General features: G+C 64.0%; 22 protein-coding genes and 1 riboswitch. Of the genes, 21 read left to right on the forward strand and 1 reads right to left on the reverse strand.

Annotated elements, in window-relative coordinates:
* The first annotated feature begins 41 nt into the window (after positions 1 to 41).
* From pyrR to MUN85_RS12905, 18 genes are all read left to right on the forward strand, one after another.
* Entirely contained in the window at positions 42 to 593 is a 552-nt protein-coding gene (gene pyrR, locus MUN85_RS06345; RefSeq protein WP_092564451.1) for a bifunctional pyr operon transcriptional regulator/uracil phosphoribosyltransferase PyrR, read from the forward strand.
* Positions 590 to 1,573, forward strand: coding sequence for an aspartate carbamoyltransferase catalytic subunit (locus MUN85_RS06350; RefSeq protein ID WP_250505907.1), 984 nt, complete (start codon positions 590 to 592; stop codon positions 1,571 to 1,573). Before pyrR ends, MUN85_RS06350 begins: the two co-directional genes overlap by 4 nt.
* On the forward strand, positions 1,570 to 2,877 hold the full coding sequence (locus MUN85_RS06355) for a dihydroorotase (RefSeq protein WP_250505908.1): 1,308 nt from the start codon (positions 1,570 to 1,572) through the stop codon (positions 2,875 to 2,877). Before MUN85_RS06350 ends, MUN85_RS06355 begins: the two co-directional genes overlap by 4 nt.
* Before the next feature lie 6 nt (positions 2,878 to 2,883).
* Positions 2,884 to 3,729 carry an orotidine-5'-phosphate decarboxylase gene (gene pyrF / locus MUN85_RS06360; protein ID WP_250505909.1) on the forward strand — a complete coding sequence of 282 codons (846 nt, stop codon included), beginning with the start codon at positions 2,884 to 2,886 and terminating at the stop codon, positions 3,727 to 3,729.
* A gap of 10 nt (positions 3,730 to 3,739) precedes the next feature.
* Positions 3,740 to 4,300 (forward strand): guanylate kinase, encoded by a 561-nt coding sequence (gene gmk, locus MUN85_RS06365; protein WP_250505910.1) that lies wholly within the window; start codon positions 3,740 to 3,742, stop codon positions 4,298 to 4,300.
* Positions 4,301 to 4,336: 36 nt separating this feature from the next.
* Positions 4,337 to 4,597: a DNA-directed RNA polymerase subunit omega gene (rpoZ, locus tag MUN85_RS06370; RefSeq protein WP_250505911.1), complete on the forward strand. Its 261-nt coding sequence runs from the start codon at positions 4,337 to 4,339 to the stop codon at positions 4,595 to 4,597.
* Between the two features lie 7 nt (positions 4,598 to 4,604).
* Positions 4,605 to 5,834: a bifunctional phosphopantothenoylcysteine decarboxylase/phosphopantothenate--cysteine ligase CoaBC gene (coaBC, locus tag MUN85_RS06375; RefSeq protein WP_489571648.1), complete on the forward strand. Its 1,230-nt coding sequence runs from the start codon at positions 4,605 to 4,607 to the stop codon at positions 5,832 to 5,834.
* 67 nt (positions 5,835 to 5,901) lie between these two features.
* Positions 5,902 to 7,104 carry a methionine adenosyltransferase gene (gene metK / locus MUN85_RS06380; protein ID WP_250505913.1) on the forward strand — a complete coding sequence of 401 codons (1,203 nt, stop codon included), beginning with the start codon at positions 5,902 to 5,904 and terminating at the stop codon, positions 7,102 to 7,104.
* 28 nt (positions 7,105 to 7,132) lie between these two features.
* On the forward strand, positions 7,133 to 9,100 hold the full coding sequence (locus MUN85_RS06385; protein ID WP_250505914.1) for a primosomal protein N' family DNA-binding protein: 1,968 nt from the start codon (positions 7,133 to 7,135) through the stop codon (positions 9,098 to 9,100).
* Between the two features lie 17 nt (positions 9,101 to 9,117).
* Positions 9,118 to 9,738, forward strand: coding sequence for an HAD family hydrolase (locus MUN85_RS06390; RefSeq protein WP_250505915.1), 621 nt, complete (start codon positions 9,118 to 9,120; stop codon positions 9,736 to 9,738).
* The gene (gene fmt, locus MUN85_RS06395) at positions 9,735 to 10,664 is read left to right on the forward strand and encodes a methionyl-tRNA formyltransferase (protein ID WP_250505916.1); all 930 of its coding nucleotides are present in this window, start codon (positions 9,735 to 9,737) and stop codon (positions 10,662 to 10,664) included. The genes MUN85_RS06390 and fmt overlap by 4 nt, the downstream gene beginning before the upstream one ends.
* Positions 10,661 to 12,016, forward strand: a complete 1,356-nt coding sequence (locus MUN85_RS06400; protein ID WP_250505917.1) for an RsmB/NOP family class I SAM-dependent RNA methyltransferase — start codon at positions 10,661 to 10,663, stop codon at positions 12,014 to 12,016. Before fmt ends, MUN85_RS06400 begins: the two co-directional genes overlap by 4 nt.
* 9 nt (positions 12,017 to 12,025) lie before the next feature.
* On the forward strand, positions 12,026 to 12,694 hold the full coding sequence (rpe, locus tag MUN85_RS06405) for a ribulose-phosphate 3-epimerase (protein ID WP_250505918.1): 669 nt from the start codon (positions 12,026 to 12,028) through the stop codon (positions 12,692 to 12,694).
* Positions 12,695 to 12,707: 13 nt separating this feature from the next.
* Positions 12,708 to 12,831: riboswitch (FMN riboswitch) on the forward strand.
* A 78-nt stretch (positions 12,832 to 12,909) separates the two neighbouring features.
* The gene (locus MUN85_RS06410; protein WP_092564603.1) at positions 12,910 to 13,674 is read left to right on the forward strand and encodes an ABC transporter permease; all 765 of its coding nucleotides are present in this window, start codon (positions 12,910 to 12,912) and stop codon (positions 13,672 to 13,674) included.
* A complete protein-coding gene (locus MUN85_RS06415; RefSeq protein WP_250505919.1) occupies positions 13,671 to 14,720 on the forward strand; it encodes an ABC transporter substrate-binding protein in 1,050 nt (349 codons plus the stop codon). The genes MUN85_RS06410 and MUN85_RS06415 overlap by 4 nt, the downstream gene beginning before the upstream one ends.
* 19 nt (positions 14,721 to 14,739) lie before the next feature.
* On the forward strand, positions 14,740 to 15,003 hold the full coding sequence (locus MUN85_RS06420; protein WP_250505920.1) for a phosphoribosyl-ATP diphosphatase: 264 nt from the start codon (positions 14,740 to 14,742) through the stop codon (positions 15,001 to 15,003).
* Entirely contained in the window at positions 15,003 to 15,848 is an 846-nt protein-coding gene (gene hisG / locus MUN85_RS06425) for an ATP phosphoribosyltransferase (RefSeq protein WP_250505921.1), read from the forward strand. Before MUN85_RS06420 ends, hisG begins: the two co-directional genes overlap by 1 nt.
* A complete protein-coding gene (locus MUN85_RS12905) occupies positions 15,845 to 16,294 on the forward strand; it encodes a PH domain-containing protein (protein ID WP_250505922.1) in 450 nt (149 codons plus the stop codon). The genes hisG and MUN85_RS12905 overlap by 4 nt, the downstream gene beginning before the upstream one ends.
* Here MUN85_RS12905 and MUN85_RS06435 read toward each other — a convergent pair.
* Positions 16,278 to 17,339, reverse strand: coding sequence for a DUF3866 family protein (locus MUN85_RS06435; protein ID WP_250505923.1), 1,062 nt, complete (start codon positions 17,337 to 17,339; stop codon positions 16,278 to 16,280). The two genes, MUN85_RS12905 and MUN85_RS06435, sit on opposite strands and share 17 nt — an antisense overlap.
* A gap of 63 nt (positions 17,340 to 17,402) precedes the next feature.
* Here MUN85_RS06435 and MUN85_RS12910 point away from each other — a divergent pair, with 63 nt between their 5' ends.
* The 3 genes from MUN85_RS12910 (at position 17,403) to tatA (ending at position 19,998) form a co-directional block, all read left to right on the forward strand.
* The gene (locus MUN85_RS12910; RefSeq protein WP_250505924.1) at positions 17,403 to 18,356 is read left to right on the forward strand and encodes a helix-turn-helix transcriptional regulator; all 954 of its coding nucleotides are present in this window, start codon (positions 17,403 to 17,405) and stop codon (positions 18,354 to 18,356) included.
* A complete protein-coding gene (locus MUN85_RS06445; RefSeq protein WP_250505925.1) occupies positions 18,346 to 19,266 on the forward strand; it encodes a helix-turn-helix transcriptional regulator in 921 nt (306 codons plus the stop codon). Before MUN85_RS12910 ends, MUN85_RS06445 begins: the two co-directional genes overlap by 11 nt.
* Positions 19,267 to 19,599: 333 nt before the next feature.
* Entirely contained in the window at positions 19,600 to 19,998 is a 399-nt protein-coding gene (tatA, locus tag MUN85_RS06450) for a Sec-independent protein translocase subunit TatA (RefSeq protein ID WP_250505926.1), read from the forward strand.
* Positions 19,999 to 20,008 lie beyond the last annotated feature (10 nt).

Here is a 20,008-nt window from a genome sequence, read left to right on the forward strand (position 1 = left end):
CCTTTAACCCCCGTCCAGAGAGGCGGAGAAGGAGAACACCTGTGGTGTCAACACCAGCAGGACGGCAGGTACTCGGCGAAGCCGATATCGCCCGTTCGCTCACCCGAATTGCTCACGAAATCATCGAACGAAATGAGGGTGGCGATAACATCGTCCTCCTCGGTATTCCCACTCGCGGCAAACCCCTCGCATTGCGCCTGGCCCAGATCCTGCAGGATCTCGGCCACGATATTGGGGTCGGATCTCTCGATGTCGTTCCCTACCGCGACGATCTGCACCGCCGCCCCACGATGACCATTGGTCGCACCGAACTACCCGACGGCGGAATCGATGAAACCGTCGTCGTCCTCGTCGACGACGTGCTGTATTCCGGGCGCACCATCCGCGCCGCCCTGGAAGCGATCAACGACCTTGGTCGGCCCGCCAAAATTCAGCTCGCGGTCCTCGTTGACCGCGGCCACCGCGAACTGCCGATCCGGCCCGATTTCGTCGGCAAGAATCTGCCGACCTCCTCGGAAGAGTCGGTAAAGGTCCACCTGTCAGAGATTGACTCCGAAGACGCCATCTACATCGCGGGAGGGCAGTCGGCATGAAACACCTGCTCAACGCGAAAGACCTCACCAAGGTCGAAGTCCTGCGACTGCTCGACACCGCCGAGGCGATGGCCGCCACCCAGGACCGGCAAGTGAAGAAGCTGCCGGTGCTGCGCGGCAAAACCGTCGTGAACCTCTTCTTCGAAGACTCCACGCGTACCCGCATCTCCTTTGAGGCCGCCGCCAAGCGCCTGTCGGCCGACGTCATCAACTTCTCGGCAAAGGGCTCCTCGGTGTCCAAGGGGGAGTCCCTCAAGGACACCGCCCAGACGCTGGACGCCATGGGGATCGATGGCGTCGTCATCCGCCACTCCGCCTCCGGCGCCCCGCACCGCCTGGCCGCGACCGACTGGATCGATGTGCCTGTGCTCAACGCCGGTGACGGCACGCACCAGCACCCGACCCAGGCGCTGCTGGATGCCTTCACCATGCGTCGCCACCTCATGGGCGAACGCGATGGTTCACCCGCGGCCGACGGCACCGACCTATCGGGCAATCACATCGTCATCGTTGGCGACGTCCTGCATTCGCGGGTGGCGCGCTCCAACGTCGAGTTGCTCAAAACCCTCGGCGCTAAGGTCACGCTCGTGGCACCTCCCACGCTGCTACCCGTCGGAGTTGAGGCCTGGGGAGCGGAGGTATCCTACGACCTCGACGCAGCAATCGATGCGCAGCCCGATGCGGTCATGATGCTTCGCGTGCAACGCGAACGGATGAGCGCCGCCGGTGGCGGATTCTTCCCCTCACCGCTGGAATACCACCGTGTCTACGGGCTGGATAAGGTCCGCATGGATCGCCTGCCCGACCATGCGATCATCATGCACCCCGGCCCGATGAACCGCGGCCTGGAAATCTCGTCCGACGCGGCCGACTCGCCGCGCGCCACCATCCTGGAGCAGGTCGCCAACGGCGTCTCCATCCGGATGGCCGCTCTCTACCTTCTACTCGCCGGCGACAACACCGAGGAGCCCATCGCATGACCGCCTATCTCATCACGAACGTCTCCATCCTGGACGAGGACCCGACCGACCTGCTGCTGGCCGACGGCGTCATCGCCGCGATCGGCGCCGACGCAGCAACGGCAGCCGAGGACCTACAGGAAGTCGAGACGATTGACGGCACGGGCCTGATCGCGCTGCCCGGACTCGTCGACCTGCACACCCACCTGCGTGAGCCCGGGCGCGAGGACACCGAAACGGTGGAGACCGGCACCCGAGCTGCCGCGATGGGCGGCTACACCGCCGTTCACGCCATGGCCAACACGACGCCGGTGCAGGATACGGCCGGCGTCGTCGAGCAGGTCTACCACCTCGGCCAGGAGGCCGGCTGGGCGGACGTCTTCCCCGTCGGCGCGGTCTCCGTTGGGCTCAAGGGCGAAAAGCTTGCCGAGCTGGGCGCGATGGCCGCTTCCGAGGCGCGCGTGCGCGTCTTTTCCGATGACGGCATGTGCGTGCACGACCCGGTGCTCATGCGCCGCGCCCTGGAATACGTCAAGTCCTTCGACGGCTGCATCGCCCAGCACGCGCAGGACCCGCGTCTGACCGAGGGCAGCCAGATGAATGAGGGTGTCGTTTCCGCTGAGCTCGGCCTTGCCGGCTGGCCCTCGGTCGCTGAAGAGGCGATCGTGGCACGCGACATCCTGCTGACCGAACACGTCGGCTCGCGGCTTCACATCTGTCACCTGTCGACGGCCGGTAGCGTGCGCCTCGTGCGCGACGCGAAGGCCCGCGGGCTGGATGTCACCGCCGAGGCGACGCCGCACCACATCTTACTGACCGACGAAACGGCGCGCAGCTACGACCCCGTCTTCAAGGTCAACCCGCCGCTGCGCACCCAGGACGACGTCGATGCAGTGCGCGAGGGGCTGGCCGACGGTACGATCGACATCGTCGGCACCGACCACGCGCCGCACGCGAAGGAGGACAAGGACTGCGAGTGGGCCGCCGGCGCATTCGGCATGATCGGCCTGGAAACGGCGCTGTCCGTCGTCCAGCAGGCGATGGTCGATACCGGCAAGTTCACCTGGCAGGACGTGGCACGTACGATGAGCTACACGCCCGCCGCAATCGGCCGCCTGGACAACCAGGGCCTGCCGATCGAGGTCGGCAATCCCGCCAATGTGTGCCTCTACGATCCGAAGGCCACGCGCGTCATCGAACCCTCCGAGCAGGTCTCCCGCTCCGAGAACACGCCCTATGCGGGCCTGGAGCTGCCCGGTCGCGTCATCGCGACGTTCCTGCGCGGTAACGCCACCGTCCTTGACGGTGCGCTCGTTCAGCGGTAGTTCGCGATGTCCGAAGTGAACTCTTCGGCGGTGCTCGCCCGGCGCATGGCGGACCTCGGTCCGCTGTGCGTCGGGATCGACCCGCACCCCGCACTCCTAGATAGTTGGGGGCTGCCCGCCTCGGCCGCGGGACTCGAGCGGTTTGGGGAGATCTGCATCGCCGAGCTCGACGGCGTCGCGGCCGCGCTCAAACCCCAGGTGGCGTTCTTCGAAAGCTACGGCGCTGACGGTATCGCGGCGCTCGAGACCGTCATCGCTTCGGCCCGCGAGGCCGGCCTTTACGTCATCACCGACGCCAAACGCGGCGACATCGGCTCGACGATGGCGGGCTACGCGGATGCCTACCTGCGCCCAGGCGCTCCGCTCGAATCCGATGCCATCACCCTGAGCCCCTACCTGGGCTTCGGGGCGCTGCAGCCCGCGATCGACCTGGCGCTCGAGCACGGAAAAGCCCTCTATATCCTCGCGCTCACCTCAAACCCGGAAGGTGCGAGCGTGCAACACGCGCGTAGCACCGATGGCCAATCGGTTGCCGGCGCCATCGTGGCGAGCGCTGAGGCGGTGAACGCTGATGTCATGGCTCGCGATGGTAGCGACGTTGGACCGATCGGCCTCGTCGTTGGCGCGACCGTCGGCTCGGCGCCGCGGGACCTTGGGCTCGATCTTGCCGGTTTCAACGGCATTTTCTTGGCGCCCGGCGTTGGCGCGCAAGGGGCCGGGGGAGCGGAGTGTCACGACGTCTTCGGTGCGGCGCGGATGCTCGCCTCGGTATCTCGCGGCGTGCTCGGCGCGGGTCCCGGCAACCTGGCGGACGCCGCGCGGAGGTTTGTCGCAGAGATCGCTCCCGCGTAAAATTCGCTTCATGAGTGCCGCTCCCGTTCTTGTTCTCGTTGGTCCCTCCGGCGTAGGCAAAGGCACCGTTGTCGCCGCCCTGAAAGAGCGGTTTCCCGATGCCTGGCTCTCGGTTTCGGCGACGACTCGCAGCCCCCGCCCCGGGGAAGTGGATGGGGTGCACTATTTCTTCCTCACCGCCGAGCGCTTCACCGAGCTCGTCGAGCAGGGGGGAATGCTCGAATGGGCCTGGGTGCACGAAACCGACCGTTACGGCACCCCGCGCGGACCGGTCGAAGATCGCGAAGCGGCTGGTATCCCGGTAATCCTGGAGATCGATCTGCAAGGGGCTCGCCAGGTGCGCGAAACCAAGCCAGGCGCGCTTTTCGTCTTCTTAGCGCCGCCTTCCGAACAGGAGCTTTACCAGCGGCTGACCGGGCGCGGCACGGAAACGCGGGAACAGATCGAACGCCGACTCGCGACAGCGGAAATCGAGATGGCGGCGATCAACGAGTTCGATCACGTCGTGGTCAACGACACCATCGACTCGGCTGTCGATCAGCTCGCCGCGCTCATGGGTTTGGTACACTAGCCGGGCATTACCGCGAAACGAAAGGGCGTACCTGAAGTGTCAGGAACCGTGGCAAACCCGACGGGTATTACGAACCCGCCGATCGACGACCTGCTGGAAGCGGTCGATTCGAAGTACGCGCTGGTGGTCTACGCCGCGAAGCGGGCGCGCCAGATCAACTCGTACAACGCGCAGCTTGAAGACAACATGATGGTCTCCGTTGGACCTCTGGTCGATGCCGGCCAGGAGGACAAGTCGCTGTCCATCGCGATGCGCGAAATCAACGAAGGCCTGCTCAAGCTCGATCAGAAGCAGTAGCGTCACCATGACGCACACATCCCGCCCGTTGACTATCGTTTTAGGGGTCACTGGCGGGATTGCTGCGTATAAGGCCGCCCTTGTCCTTCGCCTGCTGACGGAAGCTGGCCACGAGGTGCGGGTCGTGCCGACCGAGGACGCGTTAAAAATGGTCGGAGCTGCGACCTGGGAGGCGCTTAGTCACCACCCGATTGCCACGGGAATCTTCGAAAACACCGAGGCCGTCGATCACGTCAAGATTGCACAGGAAGCCGACCTCGTCCTCATCGCTCCGGCCACCGCCCACACGATTGCGAAAATTACGGCGGGGATGGCCGATAACCTCCTGACTGCCGTGGTGCTGGCGACCCATGCGCCACTCGTCATCGCGCCGGCAATGCACACCGAAATGTGGCTCAATGCCGCTACCCAAGCAAATATCGCGACGCTGCGCGAGCGCGGCGTGCGCGTCATGGAGCCCGCGAGCGGCAGGCTCACCGGCTCCGACACTGGAATCGGGCGCCTGCCCGATCCGGCGGACATCGTGTCATTCGCTCTCGCGCAGGCCTCGCCAGGTGAGCCGGGCGACCTTGCCGGACGGCCATTTCTCATCAGCGCCGGCGGCACCCACGAAGCGCTTGATCCCGTGCGTTTTCTCGGCAACCGCTCCACCGGACGCCAAGGCGTCGCGCTGGCGGCCGAGGCCGCGCGCCGAGGCGCCGACGTCACGCTGCTGGCTGCCAACGTTGCTGCCGACGTCACGCGGGATCTGCCCGAAGGCGTTGAGGTCGTCCCGGTCGTCTCGGCAAGCGACCTGCACACCGCGGTTCTTGACCGGCTCGCCGATGTCGATGTCCTCATCATGGCGGCGGCCGTGGCCGACTATCGCCCGGAAAGCCAGGCCGAACACAAGCACAAGAAAACCGGCGACGATGGGCTCACGCTGCGGCTAGTGCAAAACCCCGACATCTTGAAAGCGGCCGTGGCCGCCAAGCGTCACGGGCAAGTCATCGTGGGCTTTGCCGCTGAGACGGGCGATGAGTCCACCGATGCACTAACCCACGGCAAGCAGAAGGCGGCACGCAAGGGAGCCGACCTGCTGGCTATCAACGAAGTCGGCGTGGACAGGGGATTTGGCGATACCCCGAACTACGTCACAGTGGTGCGTCCCGATGGGACCGTCGTCACCGAAGGCGGCGGCAGCAAGGCCGACGTCGCAGCCGTCCTGCTCGATTCCATCGCCTCCGAATTGAACTAGCTCACGAGCTGTCCGCCACAGAGGCCGGCGGCACGCGCTGTCGCCAGGCCGTCGTAGACTTGGGGGCGTGACTGACCCAAGCGCTGTTCGACTCTTCACTTCTGAATCCGTTACTGAGGGCCACCCGGACAAGGTGTGCGACCAAGTCTCCGACGCCATCTTGGACGCCGTGTTGCGTTCGGACCCGCAGGCCCGCGTGGCAATTGAGACCCTGGCAACGACCGGCTTTATCCAGGTGGTCGGGGAGCTGTCGACGACGGAGTACGTGGAAATCCCGGAGATCGTCCGCAGCCAGATCCGACGCATCGGCTACACGTCCTCAGAGGCGAGCTTTGATGCCGATTCGTGCGGTGTGCTCGTTTCCATCGATCAGCAGTCCGGCGAAATCGCGGGGGGCGTCGATAAGTCCTTCGAACTACGATCCGGCTCCGTGGATCCGCGCGACCAGCAGGGCGCGGGTGACCAGGGTCTCATGTTCGGTTACGCCTGCACGGACACGGCAACGCTCATGCCGCTGCCAATCCACCTCGCGCATCGCCTGACCGAAGCGCTCGCCGCCGTGCGAAAGGACGGCAGCGTGCCCGGCCTATACCCCGATGGCAAGTCGCAGGTCACCGTCGCCTACGACGGCGACACCCCGGTAGGAATCGATTCCGTCGTGCTATCCGCACAGCACCACCGCGACATCAGTCAAGACGACCTGCGGGACAAACTCATCGAGTCCGTCGTGGCGCCCGTGCTGCAGGCCGCAGGATTCGATGCCGGCGAGGAATCACTCAGCATTTACGTCAACCCTTCCGGCTCCTTTGAGGTCGGTGGACCGCGCGGTGATGCCGGGCTCACCGGACGCAAGATCATCGTCGACACCTATGGCGGTATGGCGCGCCACGGCGGCGGCGCCTTCTCGGGCAAGGACCCGTCCAAGGTTGACCGCTCCGGCGCGTACGCGATGCGCTGGGTGGCAAAGAACGTCGTCGCGGCGGGACTTGCGACGCGCTGCGAGGTTCAGGTCTCCTACGGCATCGGGATGGCTCGTCCACTCGGGCTGTACGTCGAGACCTTCGGGACCGGCGTCGTGCCCGATGCCGAGCTCGCCCGAATCATCGAACGTGTCTTCGATCTGCGTCCGGCTGCAATCATCGACGAGTTGGACCTGCTGCGTCCGATCTATCGACAAACCGCCGCTTATGGCCACTTTGGCCGAGAACTGCGCGATTTTACGTGGGAGAACACCGACCGGGTCGAGGACCTCAAGGCGGCCGTCAAGTAACGTCGGCGGGGTGTGATTCCATAGAGAGGTGAGCACCCAGCCGGAGATCCCAGGACTCGCGCTTCCCGAGCGCGAGCGTCACCGTGGTCCCGTCGCTGTCGTCCGGCTCGACCTGCCCGCAGCCCACCTCGATCAAGAATTCGATTACGCCCTGCCGGAAAAACTCCTTGCCGATGCGGCGCCCGGAGTGCGCATCACCGCGCGCTTTGGTCCAAGCGATCGCCCCGGTTTCATCACGCATATCACGGACGGCTCCGATCATGAGGGCGAGCTACGAAACCTGCGCTCGGTCGTCTCCGACCTTCCAGTGCTCACCCCGGAGGTCGCCGCAGCCGTCGGTGAGGTAGCGAAGCACTACGCCGGCACCTATTACGACGTCTTGCGTCTCGCGATTCCCGCGCGGCACGCACGGACCGAGAATCAGGTGCGGGAGAGAGCGACCCAGCGGGGGATTCCGAGTCCGCCTCGGCCGCCAAACCCGGCAGCGTTGCACGCTTATCCCGGCGGTGATCAGCTCATCTCGAAGCTCGCGTCAGGTGCCTCACCAACCGTTGCCTGGCAAGCACTTCCCGGAGTCGTGGGCAGCTCACCGCAGTGGCTCGTTGACGCACTCGAGCTCGTCCTTGCCACGCTGACCTCGGGGCGTCGAGTCGTCATCATCGTTCCAGCAGCCAGAGATATCACGCGAGTACTCGCTGTCCTCGCCGAGGCTGGCGTCACCGCAATCGGATACGGGTCATCGCAAAAGCCTGCCGCTCGGTACCGCGCGTTCCTCCTTGCTCTACTCGGCCAGGTTGATGTCGTCGTGGGTACGCGGTCCGCGGCCTGGGCTCCGCTGCCGGATCTGGGACTCACGATCGTCTTTGATGAGGCAGATCCGCTGTTGCGGGAACGGCATGCGCCCCGCCCGCAGGTATGGCGGATCGCACTCGCCAGGGCGGGCGCTACGGTTTTTGCCTCACTCGGCCGCAGCGTCCAAACGCAGCTGCTGGTCCAGCGCGGGCAAGCCGAGTCTCTTACCCCGAGCCGAGATGCCCTTCGCTCTCACGGGGCGCGCGTCGTCATGGGGGATGCTTCCGATGGGCCCGCCCGCCGGTTGTCTTCCGTGGCGTTTTCCGTCGCGCGCGAAGCTCTGCAGCGGGGACCGGTCCTTGTTCTCGTGCCGCGTGCCGGCTACGTCAACATGGTGCGCTGCGCCCGTTGCGGAGAAGAAGTTCGCTGTCCCGAATGCGCCTCCCCGGTCACCATGCAGCGCGGCAACAGGTTGCGCTGCACCTGGGCAGGCCACATCACCCAGCAGTTTTCCTGCCCAGAGTGCTCCTCGACCCACGTGCGCGCCGCTGCGATCGGTTCCGAACGCACCGCGGACGAACTCGGCCGAGCATTTCCCGGTGTCCTGATCCGCGTCTCGGGCGCCCGGACCGGAATCATTGAAAACGTCGATTCCCGCCCGGCAATCGTCGTGGCGACGCCCGGAGCCGAACCGATCGCCCCCGATGGTTACGAGGCCGGCATCGTCATCGATGCGTCGGTGCTCACCGCCCGCACTGAACTGTCTGGCACTGCCCACGCGACGACCCAGCTCGCGAATGCCTGGTCTCTCATCAAACCGGGGCCGCAGGGAGGTCGCTTTGTGCTTACCGGCGAACCAGACGAAGCCGTAGCACAAGCCCTCACCCGGTCGGATTTCCCGAACTTCGCCGACCGGCTCCTTGCCGAACGTGCAGAACTTCACCTCCCGCCTGTCGCTACGGTTGCTGACCTTACCGGTCCACGCGGAACGCTCGCTGACATTCCCGCCACGTTCTCCGATACCGCAGCGGGCGTGGAGATTCTTGGACCCACAGCTCTCAACGAAACAACGGATCGGGTCCTGATCCGGGTACCGCACGCCGGGGCCCGAGCCTTGCGAGCGCGGGTGGCTGCGCTGATACGGAAACGCAGCACCCGCAGTGAGCCGCCCGTGTCTGCGACAATGGATCCGTTGGACCTCTAGGAAAGTGAAGGATAATCGTGACACCATCTCTTTCGACACTGATTTTCGATCTGGGGAATGTCGTCGTGAGGTGGGAGCCCCACGCCGCCCTGCCCGCAGAGCTTTCCGAACGCGACGTCGACGACTTTTTTGCTCGCACCGATTTCTTTACCAAAAATGCGGATCACGATGCCGGCAAGCCATTTGGCGACTGGATTTCCGAGCTCGAGAGTAGCGACAATCCCGAGGATGCGAAGATCCTTAAGCACTATGTCGAGAACTTCCCGGCATCTCTGACCGGACTCGTCCCGGGGACCCATGAACTCCTGCACGACCTGAAGAATGCCGGGATTCGCCTATTCGGCCTGACGAACTGGTCCGCCGAGACCTTCCATCACGCGGAGGCGGCGGTTCCGTCCTTCGAGTTTTTCGACGACATCTTGGTCTCCGGCGCCGAGGGGATGGCCAAACCGGATCCACGGATCTTTGAGCTCGCGTTATCCCGGTGGGATCTCACACCGGAACTGACGGGATTCGTTGATGACAGCATCGCTAACGTCGAATCCGCGGAATCAGTGGGTCTCACCGCTCACCACTTCACCAGCGCAAAGGATGCCCGCAGCTGGGCGCGAGATATGACGAGGTCCGCAAACGTATGAGACTGCTGTTTGCAGGAACCCCCCAGCCCGCAGTAACTTCGCTGACCCGACTTGCCACTGATCACGAGGTCGTGGGAGTGCTCACGATGCCTGATGCTCGCGGCAAGCGCGGTAAAACCCTCCACCCATCACCGGTAGCACTTGCCGCACAGGACCTGGATATCCCGGTCTATAAGACTGCGAGCCTAAAAGAGCCGGAAACCCAGGCCTGGATCGCCAGTCATGAAGCCGATGCCGTCGCCGTCGTCGCCTACGGCGCTCTCGTACCTGCCTCGGCCTTCGACCTGACGCACTACGGGTGGATTAACCTCCATTTTTCGCTCCTTCCCGCATACCGCGGAGCGGCACCGGTGCAGCGCATGATCGAAGACGGTGCGGCCCCCTTTGGTGTGACGGTTTTTCAGATCGATGCTGGCCTCGATACGGGGCCAATCTTCCGTCGCGAGTCGATCGAGCTTTCCGACAGAGTCACCTCCGGACAGGCGCTCACAGAACTGGCCGAGCAAGGGGCGGTTATTCTCTCGCAAACCCTCACCGCCATCGAAGAAGACCACCTTAGCGCCGTTGCGCAGGATGAGGACGGCATCTCGCATGCCCCGCAACTGACGCCCGCGCAAGGCCAGGTCAACTGGCAGCTCCCAGCAGCGCAGATCGACCGTCATATCCGCGCCTTCACGCCCGATCCTGGTGCCTGGACTCGAACGAGTGACGGTACGCGAATCAAGATTCTCGCCGCGCGAGAGGATACGAGGCAGGCCGGAACGGAACCCGCCACCTTCGAAGAAATTGGCGGGGATGTCATTGTGGCGACGGGAGCCGGTTCGATCCTGCTAGAGGAGATTGCGCCGGCCGGCAAGAAAGCCATGCCTGCCAGCGCATGGCTACGCGGATGGCGCGGAGAGAAGAGTTTTGAGGTAACCGAGTGAACCTGACCGATTCCCGCAGGGTTGCCATAGATACCTTGCTCGCCATCGATCTCGACGGCGCATACGCAAACCTCAAACTCCCGGAGATACTGCGCGAAGCCCGACTATCGCCACGCGACGCGGCCTTCGCAACCGAACTGGTCTACGGCACGAGCCGCCTGACCGGACGATACGACGCGATCTTCCGGATGATCACGAACAGCCGCTCTATGGGTGACCTCGACGCCCCGATTCGGGCAATCCTGCGCATGGCCGCACACGACATGCTGGCACTCAAGACGTCTCCGCATGCCGCAGTTTCGCAAGCGGTCGACGCGGCACGCGAATACTGCGGCCCAAAACCGACGGGCTTCGTCAATGGCGTCTTGCGAACGCTGTCGCGGCGCGAGCTTTCCGAGTGGAAGACGGACGTGTTGGCCGAGCGAGATGGGTTAGCCCACTGGTATTCCCACCCGGCCTGGCTCGTGCGGGAACTGTCGGCAGCGCTCGCAGCCCACGGCGAAGACCCGGGAGAGATCGCTCGCCTTCTCGTCGCGAACAACAATCCGCCGCAGGTCGATCTCGCCGTCAAAATCGGTGACCGCGACGCTCTCATTCACCATCTTCCCGTGCCGCTGGAAAAGACGCCGTATTCACCCATCGGGCTTCGCATGGAGCGCGGAAACCCCGGCCGCATCAGAGAGGTGAGGGCCGGCAAGATCGCCGTCCAGGACGAGGGCAGCCAACTCATGGCACTGCTCGCAGCACGCACCCCGATCGACGGACCCGATGAGAAGTGGCTCGATATGTGTGCGGGACCCGGTGGCAAAGCCGGCGTCCTCGCCGCCGAAGCCGCCCATCGCGGCGCGGACCTCGTTGCTAACGAAGTATCGCCCCACCGCACGGAACTCGTGCGCGGGGCGCTCGCTCCCTTCCCCGACGTCACCATTCGCGCGGGGGACGGCCGCGAAATCGGTGCCGCTGAACCCGAAAGTTACGACCGTATCCTGCTTGATGCCCCGTGCACGGGGGTGGGCTCGCTGCGGCGTCGCCCCGAAGCACGCTGGCGCAAGCGCCCCTCCGACGTTCCCGACCTTACGGCCCTGCAGCGAGACCTGCTCGCATCGGCCGCTGCCGCACTGCGGCCGGGAGGGATCCTCACGTACGTCACGTGCTCGCCGCTCGTGGCCGAGACGCTGACCCAAGTGCGGCACGCGACCAAAGCACTCGGCCTAAAGCAACTGTCGGCGCCAGACTTGCTGCGCGAGGCCATCGGAACCGACATTGACCTTCCTGAAGGTGTGCAATCCGTGCAATTGTGGCCGCACCGTCACGGTGTCGACGCCATGTTTGGGGCAGTTTTTACCAAGTAGGCTAGGAATATGAGCGTCACGATTTCTCCTTCGATCCTTAACTGCGACATCCTCGACCTGCGGGGTGAGCTAGAGAAGATTTCGAATGCCGACTTCGCCCACGTCGACGTGATGGACAACCACTTTGTCCCGAACCTGACGTGGGGGCTACCCGTTGTGGAGCAGATTGTCGCCGCAAACATTCTGCCGGTCGATGCCCACCTCATGATTGCGGACGCGGATCGCTGGGCGCCTGCGTATGCGGAAGCCGGATGCGCATCGGTCACCTTCCACGTCGAGGCCGCCGGTGCCCCGATCCGATTGGCGAGGGAGATCCGCAATCAAGGGGCGCGGGTCGGAATGGCGCTCAAGCCAACGACGAGCATCGAACCCTTCGAAGAAATCCTGGACGAAGTCGACATGATCCTCATCATGACGGTCGAACCTGGCTTCGGGGGACAGCCCTTCCTTTCCTCGATGCTCCCCAAGATCCGGCGCACCCGCGAGGCCGCCAAACGCCGCGGGATCGACCTCGCCATCCAGGTCGACGGGGGAGTATCCCAGCAGACAATCGAACAGTGCGCGGATGCTGGTGCCGACGTTTTTGTCGCCGGTTCAGCCGTCTTCAAGGCCGAGGATGCCGCCGCCGAAGTTGAGACCCTACGGACACTTGCCGCCTCAGTCTGTGAGCACTGCTAGAGTAGGGGCGGAAAACGAGCTTCGGGGTCAGTGAAACTCTGAGCCGGCGGTGATAGTCCGCGACCCGCACACCTCGTGCGGTTGAACCGGTGAAAGTCCGGTACCGACGGTTAAAGTCCGGATGGGAGAAGCTGCGTGAACCGTGCGTGATACGCGAGCCTTACGCCTCGCAGCGCACGGATGCCGCGCGCACCCCCGAAGCCGGGGAAGGACGCATGGCTTATGTGCGGCGCCGCATCTTGCGGCCCATCACCTTCATCGCGCCCGCGCTGTTCTTCCTCCTCGTCGTGATCGCCTGGCAGATAGCATCCGGGTTTATCAACCCTTTCCTCCTGCCAGCTCCGCTCGATGTTGCTCGACGCGTCGTTAGCGATCTTGCCTCCGGCCAGCTCACGCCCTACATTGTGCAGACCTTATCGGCCGCGCTCAGTGGCGCTGCCCTCGGTGCTGCGGCCGGTATTCCACTCGGCTACCTCATCGCAGTCTCGCGGGTTGTTCGCCGCTCGATCTCTCCGTGGGTCGCGGCCTCGCAGGCCATCCCGGCCATCGCGCTTGCTCCGCTGCTCGTCATGTGGGTCGGTTATGGCATGACTCCGATCATCTTGCTGTGTGCCCTCATGGTGTTCTTCCCGATCGTGCTCACCACGCACTTGGGGGTGCGAGACATCGACCGCGACATTATTGATGCAGCCCGACTCGATGGCGCATCCGGCTGGCGAATGGTGCGTTACTTGAAAGCCCCGCTCGCAGCCCCAGCCATCCTCACCGGACTCAAAGGCGGGCTCACCCTGTCAATCACCGGCGCAGTCGTCGGAGAGTTCGTGATGGGCGGTAAAGGCCTCGGCCTGCTCCTGACCGTCTACCGGGACTCCGCCGACACTGAGGGACTGTTTGCCGTCCTCATCGTGCTGTGTACCCTCGCCGCCATTCTTTACGCCCTAATTGCCGCTATCGAACACAAGATCCGAGGTCTGTGGTGAAACGACGCTTCCTAGCCTTGATGGTCATCCTGCTGGCGCTGCTGGCCGGGTGTACCACCCCGACGAGTACTGAGCCGCGAGCAGGCGACTCGGCGATTCCCGCTTCGCCACGTTCGACTGAAACGGATAGCTCTGCCTCAAGCGATGGTCTGACTCCGCTGACAATCGGACTCACCTACATTCCCGATATTCAGTTCGCGCCGTTCTACCTCGCCGACAAGCGCGGGTACTTCACAGATGAAGGCTTGGCGGTCACCCTGCGGCATCATGGCGCTGGCGAGTCTCTGTTTGGAGCGCTTGCAGCCGGTGACGAGGACGTCGTGAATGCTGGCGCGGATGAGATGCTCCAAGCCCGCTCGCAGGGCATTCGAGTCACAACCTTCGCTCAGATGTACCAGACCTACCCAGCTGTCCTCATTACTCCGAAAGCCTCTGATATCTCCTCCCTGGCTGAATTGAAAGGTAAGCGCGTGGGAGTACCGGGCCCGTTCGGCGAAAGCTGGTTTGCTCTACTCGCGATGATCGAGGAAGCAGGACTGACGCAAGACGACCTCACCATTGAGTTCATCGGTTACACCATCCAAGCCGCGCTCATGACCGAAAAAGTCGATGCCGTGATCGGGTTCTCGAACTCCGATGTCATCAACTTCGAAGCGGCAGGGATGGAAGTTAAGACCTTTTCCATTGCAAATAACCCGCTGAAATCAATCGCCTTAGGCGCGATGGAAACGACGGTCGATAAGCAGCCTGACGTGCTGAATAAACTCAATTCTGCGCTGTCCAAAGCCATGCGCGACATCATGGAGGATCCAGCCTCGGCGGTCTCCGACTCGTTTGACTACCTGCCCAAGGTCACCGGAGCAAACAAGATCACGCTGGCTGAGCAGGTGCTGACGGCCACGGCAAAACTCTACGGCGATGACCCCCTAGCCCTCGATCCGGCAGCATGGCCCGAGATGGCTGAGTTCCTGCGCAGCAATGGTCTTTTGCAGGGTGAGGTAGACGCCACTGCCGCCGTACGAGATGTCAGCGATTCAGCGAAATAGAACGACTAGACTCGCAATCGTGAAAACCTTCGACACCCTCTTTAGTGAACTGACCGAAAAACTCGCGAGCGGCGACCCTGAGTCGCATACCGTACAGCGCGTGGGAGACGGAGTTCATTCGATCGGTAAGAAGATTGTCGAAGAAGCTGCGGAAGTCTGGATGGCTGCCGAACACGAGGGACGGCAAGCAGCCGCCGAGGAAATCTCCCAGCTGCTCTACCATCTCCAAACCCTCATGCTCGCACTCGATCTCGATCTGAAAGACGTCTACCGGTACCTGTAATGCTGCGCATCGCCCTACCCAATAAGGGATCTCTGTCCGAACCCGCCATCCGCCTCATGAGCGAGGCCGGATACCGTCAACGCCGCGATACGAAAGAACTCGTGTGCCGCGATCACGATAACGATGTCGAGTTCTTCTACCTGCGCCCCCGCGATATCGCGGTATACGTGGGGGAGGGGACTGTCGACGTCGGCATCACGGGACGCGACCTGCTGCTCGATTCGGCAGCGGCCGCGCGCGAACATCGTGCGCTTGGTTTTGCTCGGTCAAATTTCCGCTTTGCTGCCCCCGCAGGCTCTGTCTCACGCCTTGAAGATATTGACGGCAAGCGCGTGGCTACGAGCTATGACGTCCTCGTCGGTAACTACCTTTCCGAGCGGGGGATTGACGCGAGCGTCGTTCACCTCGATGGCGCCGTTGAAACCTCGGTCGACCTCGGTGTTGCCGATGTTGTCGCCGACGTCGTGGAAACCGGGTCGACGCTGCGGGCCGCGGGACTGGAAGTCTTCGGCGACCCAATCCTGACCTCCGAAGCGGTACTCATTACGCCTAAGGAACGCGACCACCACGCTGAGCTGGATGTCGTTGATCGCCGCGTCAAGGGTGTGCTGCTCGCGCGCCAGTACGTCCTCATGGACTACGACGTGCCCGCCGACAAGATTGACCAGGCCGCGCAAATTACGCCCGGCCTGGAATCGCCGACAATCTCGCCGCTGCACGACGGGACGTGGGTCGCGGTTCGTTCGATGGTGCCGCGCCGCGATACCAACCGCATCATGGATCAGCTTTATGCCGTCGGCGCGAAGGCGATTCTCGTGACCTCCATCGAAGCCTGTCGACTGTGAAACCACCACGCGATCCCTACCGGCCGTTTCGGCCCACGCGAGGCCCGATCGTCGCGCTGGCGGTGGGGTTCGCGTGTCTCATCGGCTTCATCGCCCTCCTCGTCACTGTCGGGTCCTCTCCCAACTGGCTTCTCATCGACAAGCTGCTATCGGGCGCCTTCCTGACAGTCGGGCTGTTCTTGCTCTGGCGCCAGGCAAGCGTGCGAGCCCAGCCGGATGACGAAGGACTCACCGTACGTAATTTCATTCGGACAACCCGACTGTCCTGGGCGCAAATCATCTCCGTGCGATTTGGGCAGGGCCGCCCTTGGGCCGTCCTCGACCTCGCGAACGGTACCGAGCTAGCCGTGATGGCGATTCAGCGGGCCGATGGCGACGCTGCGATGAGCGAAGCGCGGCGCCTTGCGACCCTCATCGAAGAACACGAAGTCACCGGCTCCGACTGACCTGGGCCGCCCACATGCCGGCCGCTCCGGCGCACATGAACGACAGCGGGTCCTGCGACAGGTCGCGCCCCATCGTCCGCAGCTGGACGGGACAGTCAGCGAGCGCGTCATATAGGCCGGCGGCTTCCACCGGAACGACCTCATGCCGCTCAGCCAACTGCTGCACATCCGCGTGCAGCGCGGCATAGGCCCGCCCATAGTCCGCACCGCGATCCTCGACGGACGGAATCGGCACCTCGACGCGAATCGGGGTGGCCCGCCCCAGCACCGTCAGGGTGTGGTGTGAGAGCCCAAAATGTCGCGGACGCTTGTCCGCAGAGGAGGCACGCACCGCGGCGATGGGCCGGCCGCCCACCAGGGCGGCCTGCTGCAGATGCCAGGCCGTATCAAGCCCCGAAAAGCCGTACGTCGACCCCGTCCCGACATTCCCGGGCCCCTGCGACACGATGACGATATCCGCGCCCAGCACGCGGCGGGCCGCTATGATCCCGTTGGCCACAGTCGTGGCCTCCACGTCCCCGCCGACGCTCTGCCCACACGTCACGCTGCCAACGAGCATCGACCGCTCCCGCATCAGTGCCAGCGAGATCGACAGCGCCGCCGGCAGGGCGGCGCCATCGGTCATGACGTAAGCAACTGAGAGATCCGGGTCAACAAGATGGGCCCCACAACTGATCGCTGGCACCGCCGAATGCAGGTCCGCGACGACGACGGGAACGCCTTGCAGGTCAGCCGGGTCCACAAATTCATCATGATGCGGCGAATCTTGCTCCTCGACGGCCTGCACCATGAGCTGCTGGGGCAGATACCGCCCCTTGACGATGTGGCCATCGATGGGCGCCGGATCGTCGGGCAGTTCGTCGGCTGGTGCGACGATGAAGGCGACCCCGCCCGTGCCAAGCCCCCGCTGCAGCGCCGAAACGTTCAGGAGCACACGCTGGCCGAGCTCGAGCTCACCGACAATATCGCGGTATGCGAGCGCCTGAACCTCCTTGCCGTCTACCTCAACGACAAACCTGTCGGTGCCGGCCCACTGCCGCGACACGCCCGAAATCGTCCCTAACCGCCAATGCATCACAGCTTCAATCTACTTGTTACGGTGGAGCTTGTGACATCCGGTCAATCCATCCCCGCCGTCGAGCGCCTCGTCAGCCTCACGGCAGCCTTGCTGCATCGCCGCATGACGAAGGAAGAGATCCTCACCCAGGTCGGCGGCTATACCGGCGACCGCAGCTACGCGACCGCCTCGCGCATGTTCGAACGCGACAAGGCGCTACTGCGCGAAACCGGCGTCCCCCTCGTCTCGCGAGCCGATGCCGCCGACGGCCAAACGATCCGCTACTGGGTCGACGAGACGCAGTGGTCCACCTCCACGATTCGCCCCACGCCGATCCAGATCGCGCTTTTATCCCTAGCCCTGGAGGCGCTGGCACCCAAGGGCCGCCACCTGCCCGGCCGGGCCCTGACGAAGCTGCGCGCGCTATCGCCCATGAGCATCGTTGAAGCCGACGTCGCCCTGACGACGAGCCTGGACCTGACCGACCCCGAGGACGCCTTCGATACACTGGCGGACGCCATTGCCGCGAAGCAAGAAGTGAGCTTCGATTATCTGTCCGCGCGAGGCGAGATTCACACCCGCAACGTCCAGCCCTGGCGGTTGGTTCGCGACGCCGGATCCTGGTACCTCGTGGGCCACGACACCGACCGCGGCGAGCGCCGAGCCTTCAAACTCGCGCGCTTGCAGACCGAGCCCGTCACCACCACAGCACCAGAGGCCTACGAGATCCCGGCACAGGTGGATACCCGCATCTCAATCGGCCACCGCGAGACGATCACCGCGCGCCTGCGGGTCGCACCCGGCGCCGCAATGTTGCTGCGTCGTCACGGCACGCTCGTCGGCCACAAGGGCGACGATGACCTCATAGAGGTCACCTCCGACCATCTCCTTCAGCTCGCCCAGGACGTCGCCTCCTATGGCGGCGACGTCCTTCCTGTCAGCCCGCCAGAACTCGTTTCGGGCGTGCGGGAGCTATGGGAAACGGCGGCGCGCTATGCGAGCTGAATTCACGCGTGATCACTTTCCGCGCCTGCTCGGCCTGCTGACCTACCTCGCCGAGACGGGCGGCGCCCACATCGACGAACTCGCCTTCCACTTCGGCGTCAGCCCCGATCGCATCCGCGAGGACCTCAACACCTTGTGGGTCGCAGGCCTGCCGGGGGAGAGCCCCGAGGACCTGATCGATTTCACCTTCGATGACGAGGACACCTACGTCGCGCTGCGCGAAGGGCTCGGACTCGACCGCCCGCTGCGCCTGACCCCGCGCGAGACCATTTCCGTGCTCCTCGCGTTGCGTGCCATCGAAGGCGAGGTGACTGGCACCTTACTGCGCAACGAACTCACCTCCCTCATCGCCAGCCTGGAAGCCCAACTGCCGGCGACGACGCCAAGCCGACAGCCCGACCCGAGCCTAGAGGCACTGCGCGCCGCCGCCCGCGGCCGCGACGTCGTGACCTTTACCTACGTCTCGGCAACGGATGAAACCTCCCAGCGCACCATTGACCCGCTTCGGATCGAAGAACGCAGCGCCGGCTGGTTCCTCATCGGCTATTGCCACGATTCGGGCGGCATCCGCACCTTCCGCATCGATCGCATCAGCAACGTGCAGCTCTCGGATGCGTCCTGGTGTGCGCCGCAAGACGCGCTAGCCGGACACGCCGATATCCCCGAGATGACGAGCGTCCAACTCGTGACCGAACCGGCGCTGAACTGGCTCGCGGAGAAGTTCTCGGCGCGCGATATGACCCGACGTTCCGATGGGCGAATCGAATTCACGATCGAGTTTTACTCCAAGGAACGCATGGTGCGGACCTTGCTATCGGTGGCCGATCGGATCGAATCGATTTCACCGCCCGAAGCGGCGGCGCTCGTCGCGGATCGTGCCCAGCAGGCCTTGGCACGGTTGGAGGCGTGATGCCTGGTTTTGGCTGGGTGCTTCTGGTCCTCGCTGCCCTCGTGGCGATCGCGGCGTGCCTCGTGATCCTCGCCCGTTCAGCGTTGAGGTCAGCGCGCCGCAGCGCTCTCGCACTGGCCCAGCTGCGGATCAAGTCACCCGAGCTCGATGGTCCTGTCGTGCATGCCACAGCGGTATTGCCCGATGGTCCTAGGAATGCGCAGAAAGCTAAACTCGCAGTTACCGATGCGCGCAACCAACGTCGCAGTCAGAGATTTGTCCGTACGCTAAAACGCTGGGAAGCGTTAGGCTTAGTCCATATCGATAGGCGCCATCGAGCGTAAGGAGACGCCCATGCCTGGAAATTTGAGGCCCACAGAAATTCTTATCATCCTGTTGGTCATCGTCGTGATCTTTGGCGCCGCGAAGCTGCCGAACATTGCGGCGAACCTCGGTAAGTCAATGAAGGTCTTTAAGAAGGAAGTAAAGGAACTTCGCGAAGACGATAACGACAAGCCAGCCGATCCCTACGAGGCCACCGGTGGCGTCCGTGTCGACCCGCAGCAGTACACGCCGCCCCAGCAACAGCAGTACCCGCAGCAGGGCCAGCAGTACCCGCAGCAGCCCCAGCAAGGCCCCGGGGTGACTCCGCCGGGAGGATATCCGCCCAACGGCGTTGATCCCCAGCCCGGCGCGACGCCTCCCAACCAGCAGCAGCGACGCGACGTCGATCCGAACGCGCCCCTAACCTAGTCCTCTAACT

This window comes from Bowdeniella massiliensis (genome assembly GCF_023634005.1).
Lineage (GTDB): Bacteria > Actinomycetota > Actinomycetes > Actinomycetales > Actinomycetaceae > Bowdeniella > Bowdeniella massiliensis.

Coding starts and splice junctions, on each gene's coding strand:
- MUN85_RS06350 (WP_250505907.1), top strand. CDS start 590: ATGAAACACCTGCTCAACGCGAAAGACCTCACCAAGGTCGAAGTCCTG.
- pyrF (WP_250505909.1), top strand. CDS start 2,884: ATGTCCGAAGTGAACTCTTCGGCGGTGCTCGCCCGGCGCATGGCGGAC.
- fmt (WP_250505916.1), top strand. CDS start 9,735: ATGAGACTGCTGTTTGCAGGAACCCCCCAGCCCGCAGTAACTTCGCTG.
- MUN85_RS06410 (WP_092564603.1), top strand. CDS start 12,910: ATGGCTTATGTGCGGCGCCGCATCTTGCGGCCCATCACCTTCATCGCG.
- gmk (WP_250505910.1), top strand. CDS start 3,740: ATGAGTGCCGCTCCCGTTCTTGTTCTCGTTGGTCCCTCCGGCGTAGGC.
- tatA (WP_250505926.1), top strand. CDS start 19,600: ATGCCTGGAAATTTGAGGCCCACAGAAATTCTTATCATCCTGTTGGTC.
- coaBC (WP_489571648.1), top strand. CDS start 4,605: ATGACGCACACATCCCGCCCGTTGACTATCGTTTTAGGGGTCACTGGC.
- MUN85_RS06445 (WP_250505925.1), top strand. CDS start 18,346: ATGCGAGCTGAATTCACGCGTGATCACTTTCCGCGCCTGCTCGGCCTG.
- hisG (WP_250505921.1), top strand. CDS start 15,003: ATGCTGCGCATCGCCCTACCCAATAAGGGATCTCTGTCCGAACCCGCC.
- rpe (WP_250505918.1), top strand. CDS start 12,026: ATGAGCGTCACGATTTCTCCTTCGATCCTTAACTGCGACATCCTCGAC.
- MUN85_RS06355 (WP_250505908.1), top strand. CDS start 1,570: ATGACCGCCTATCTCATCACGAACGTCTCCATCCTGGACGAGGACCCG.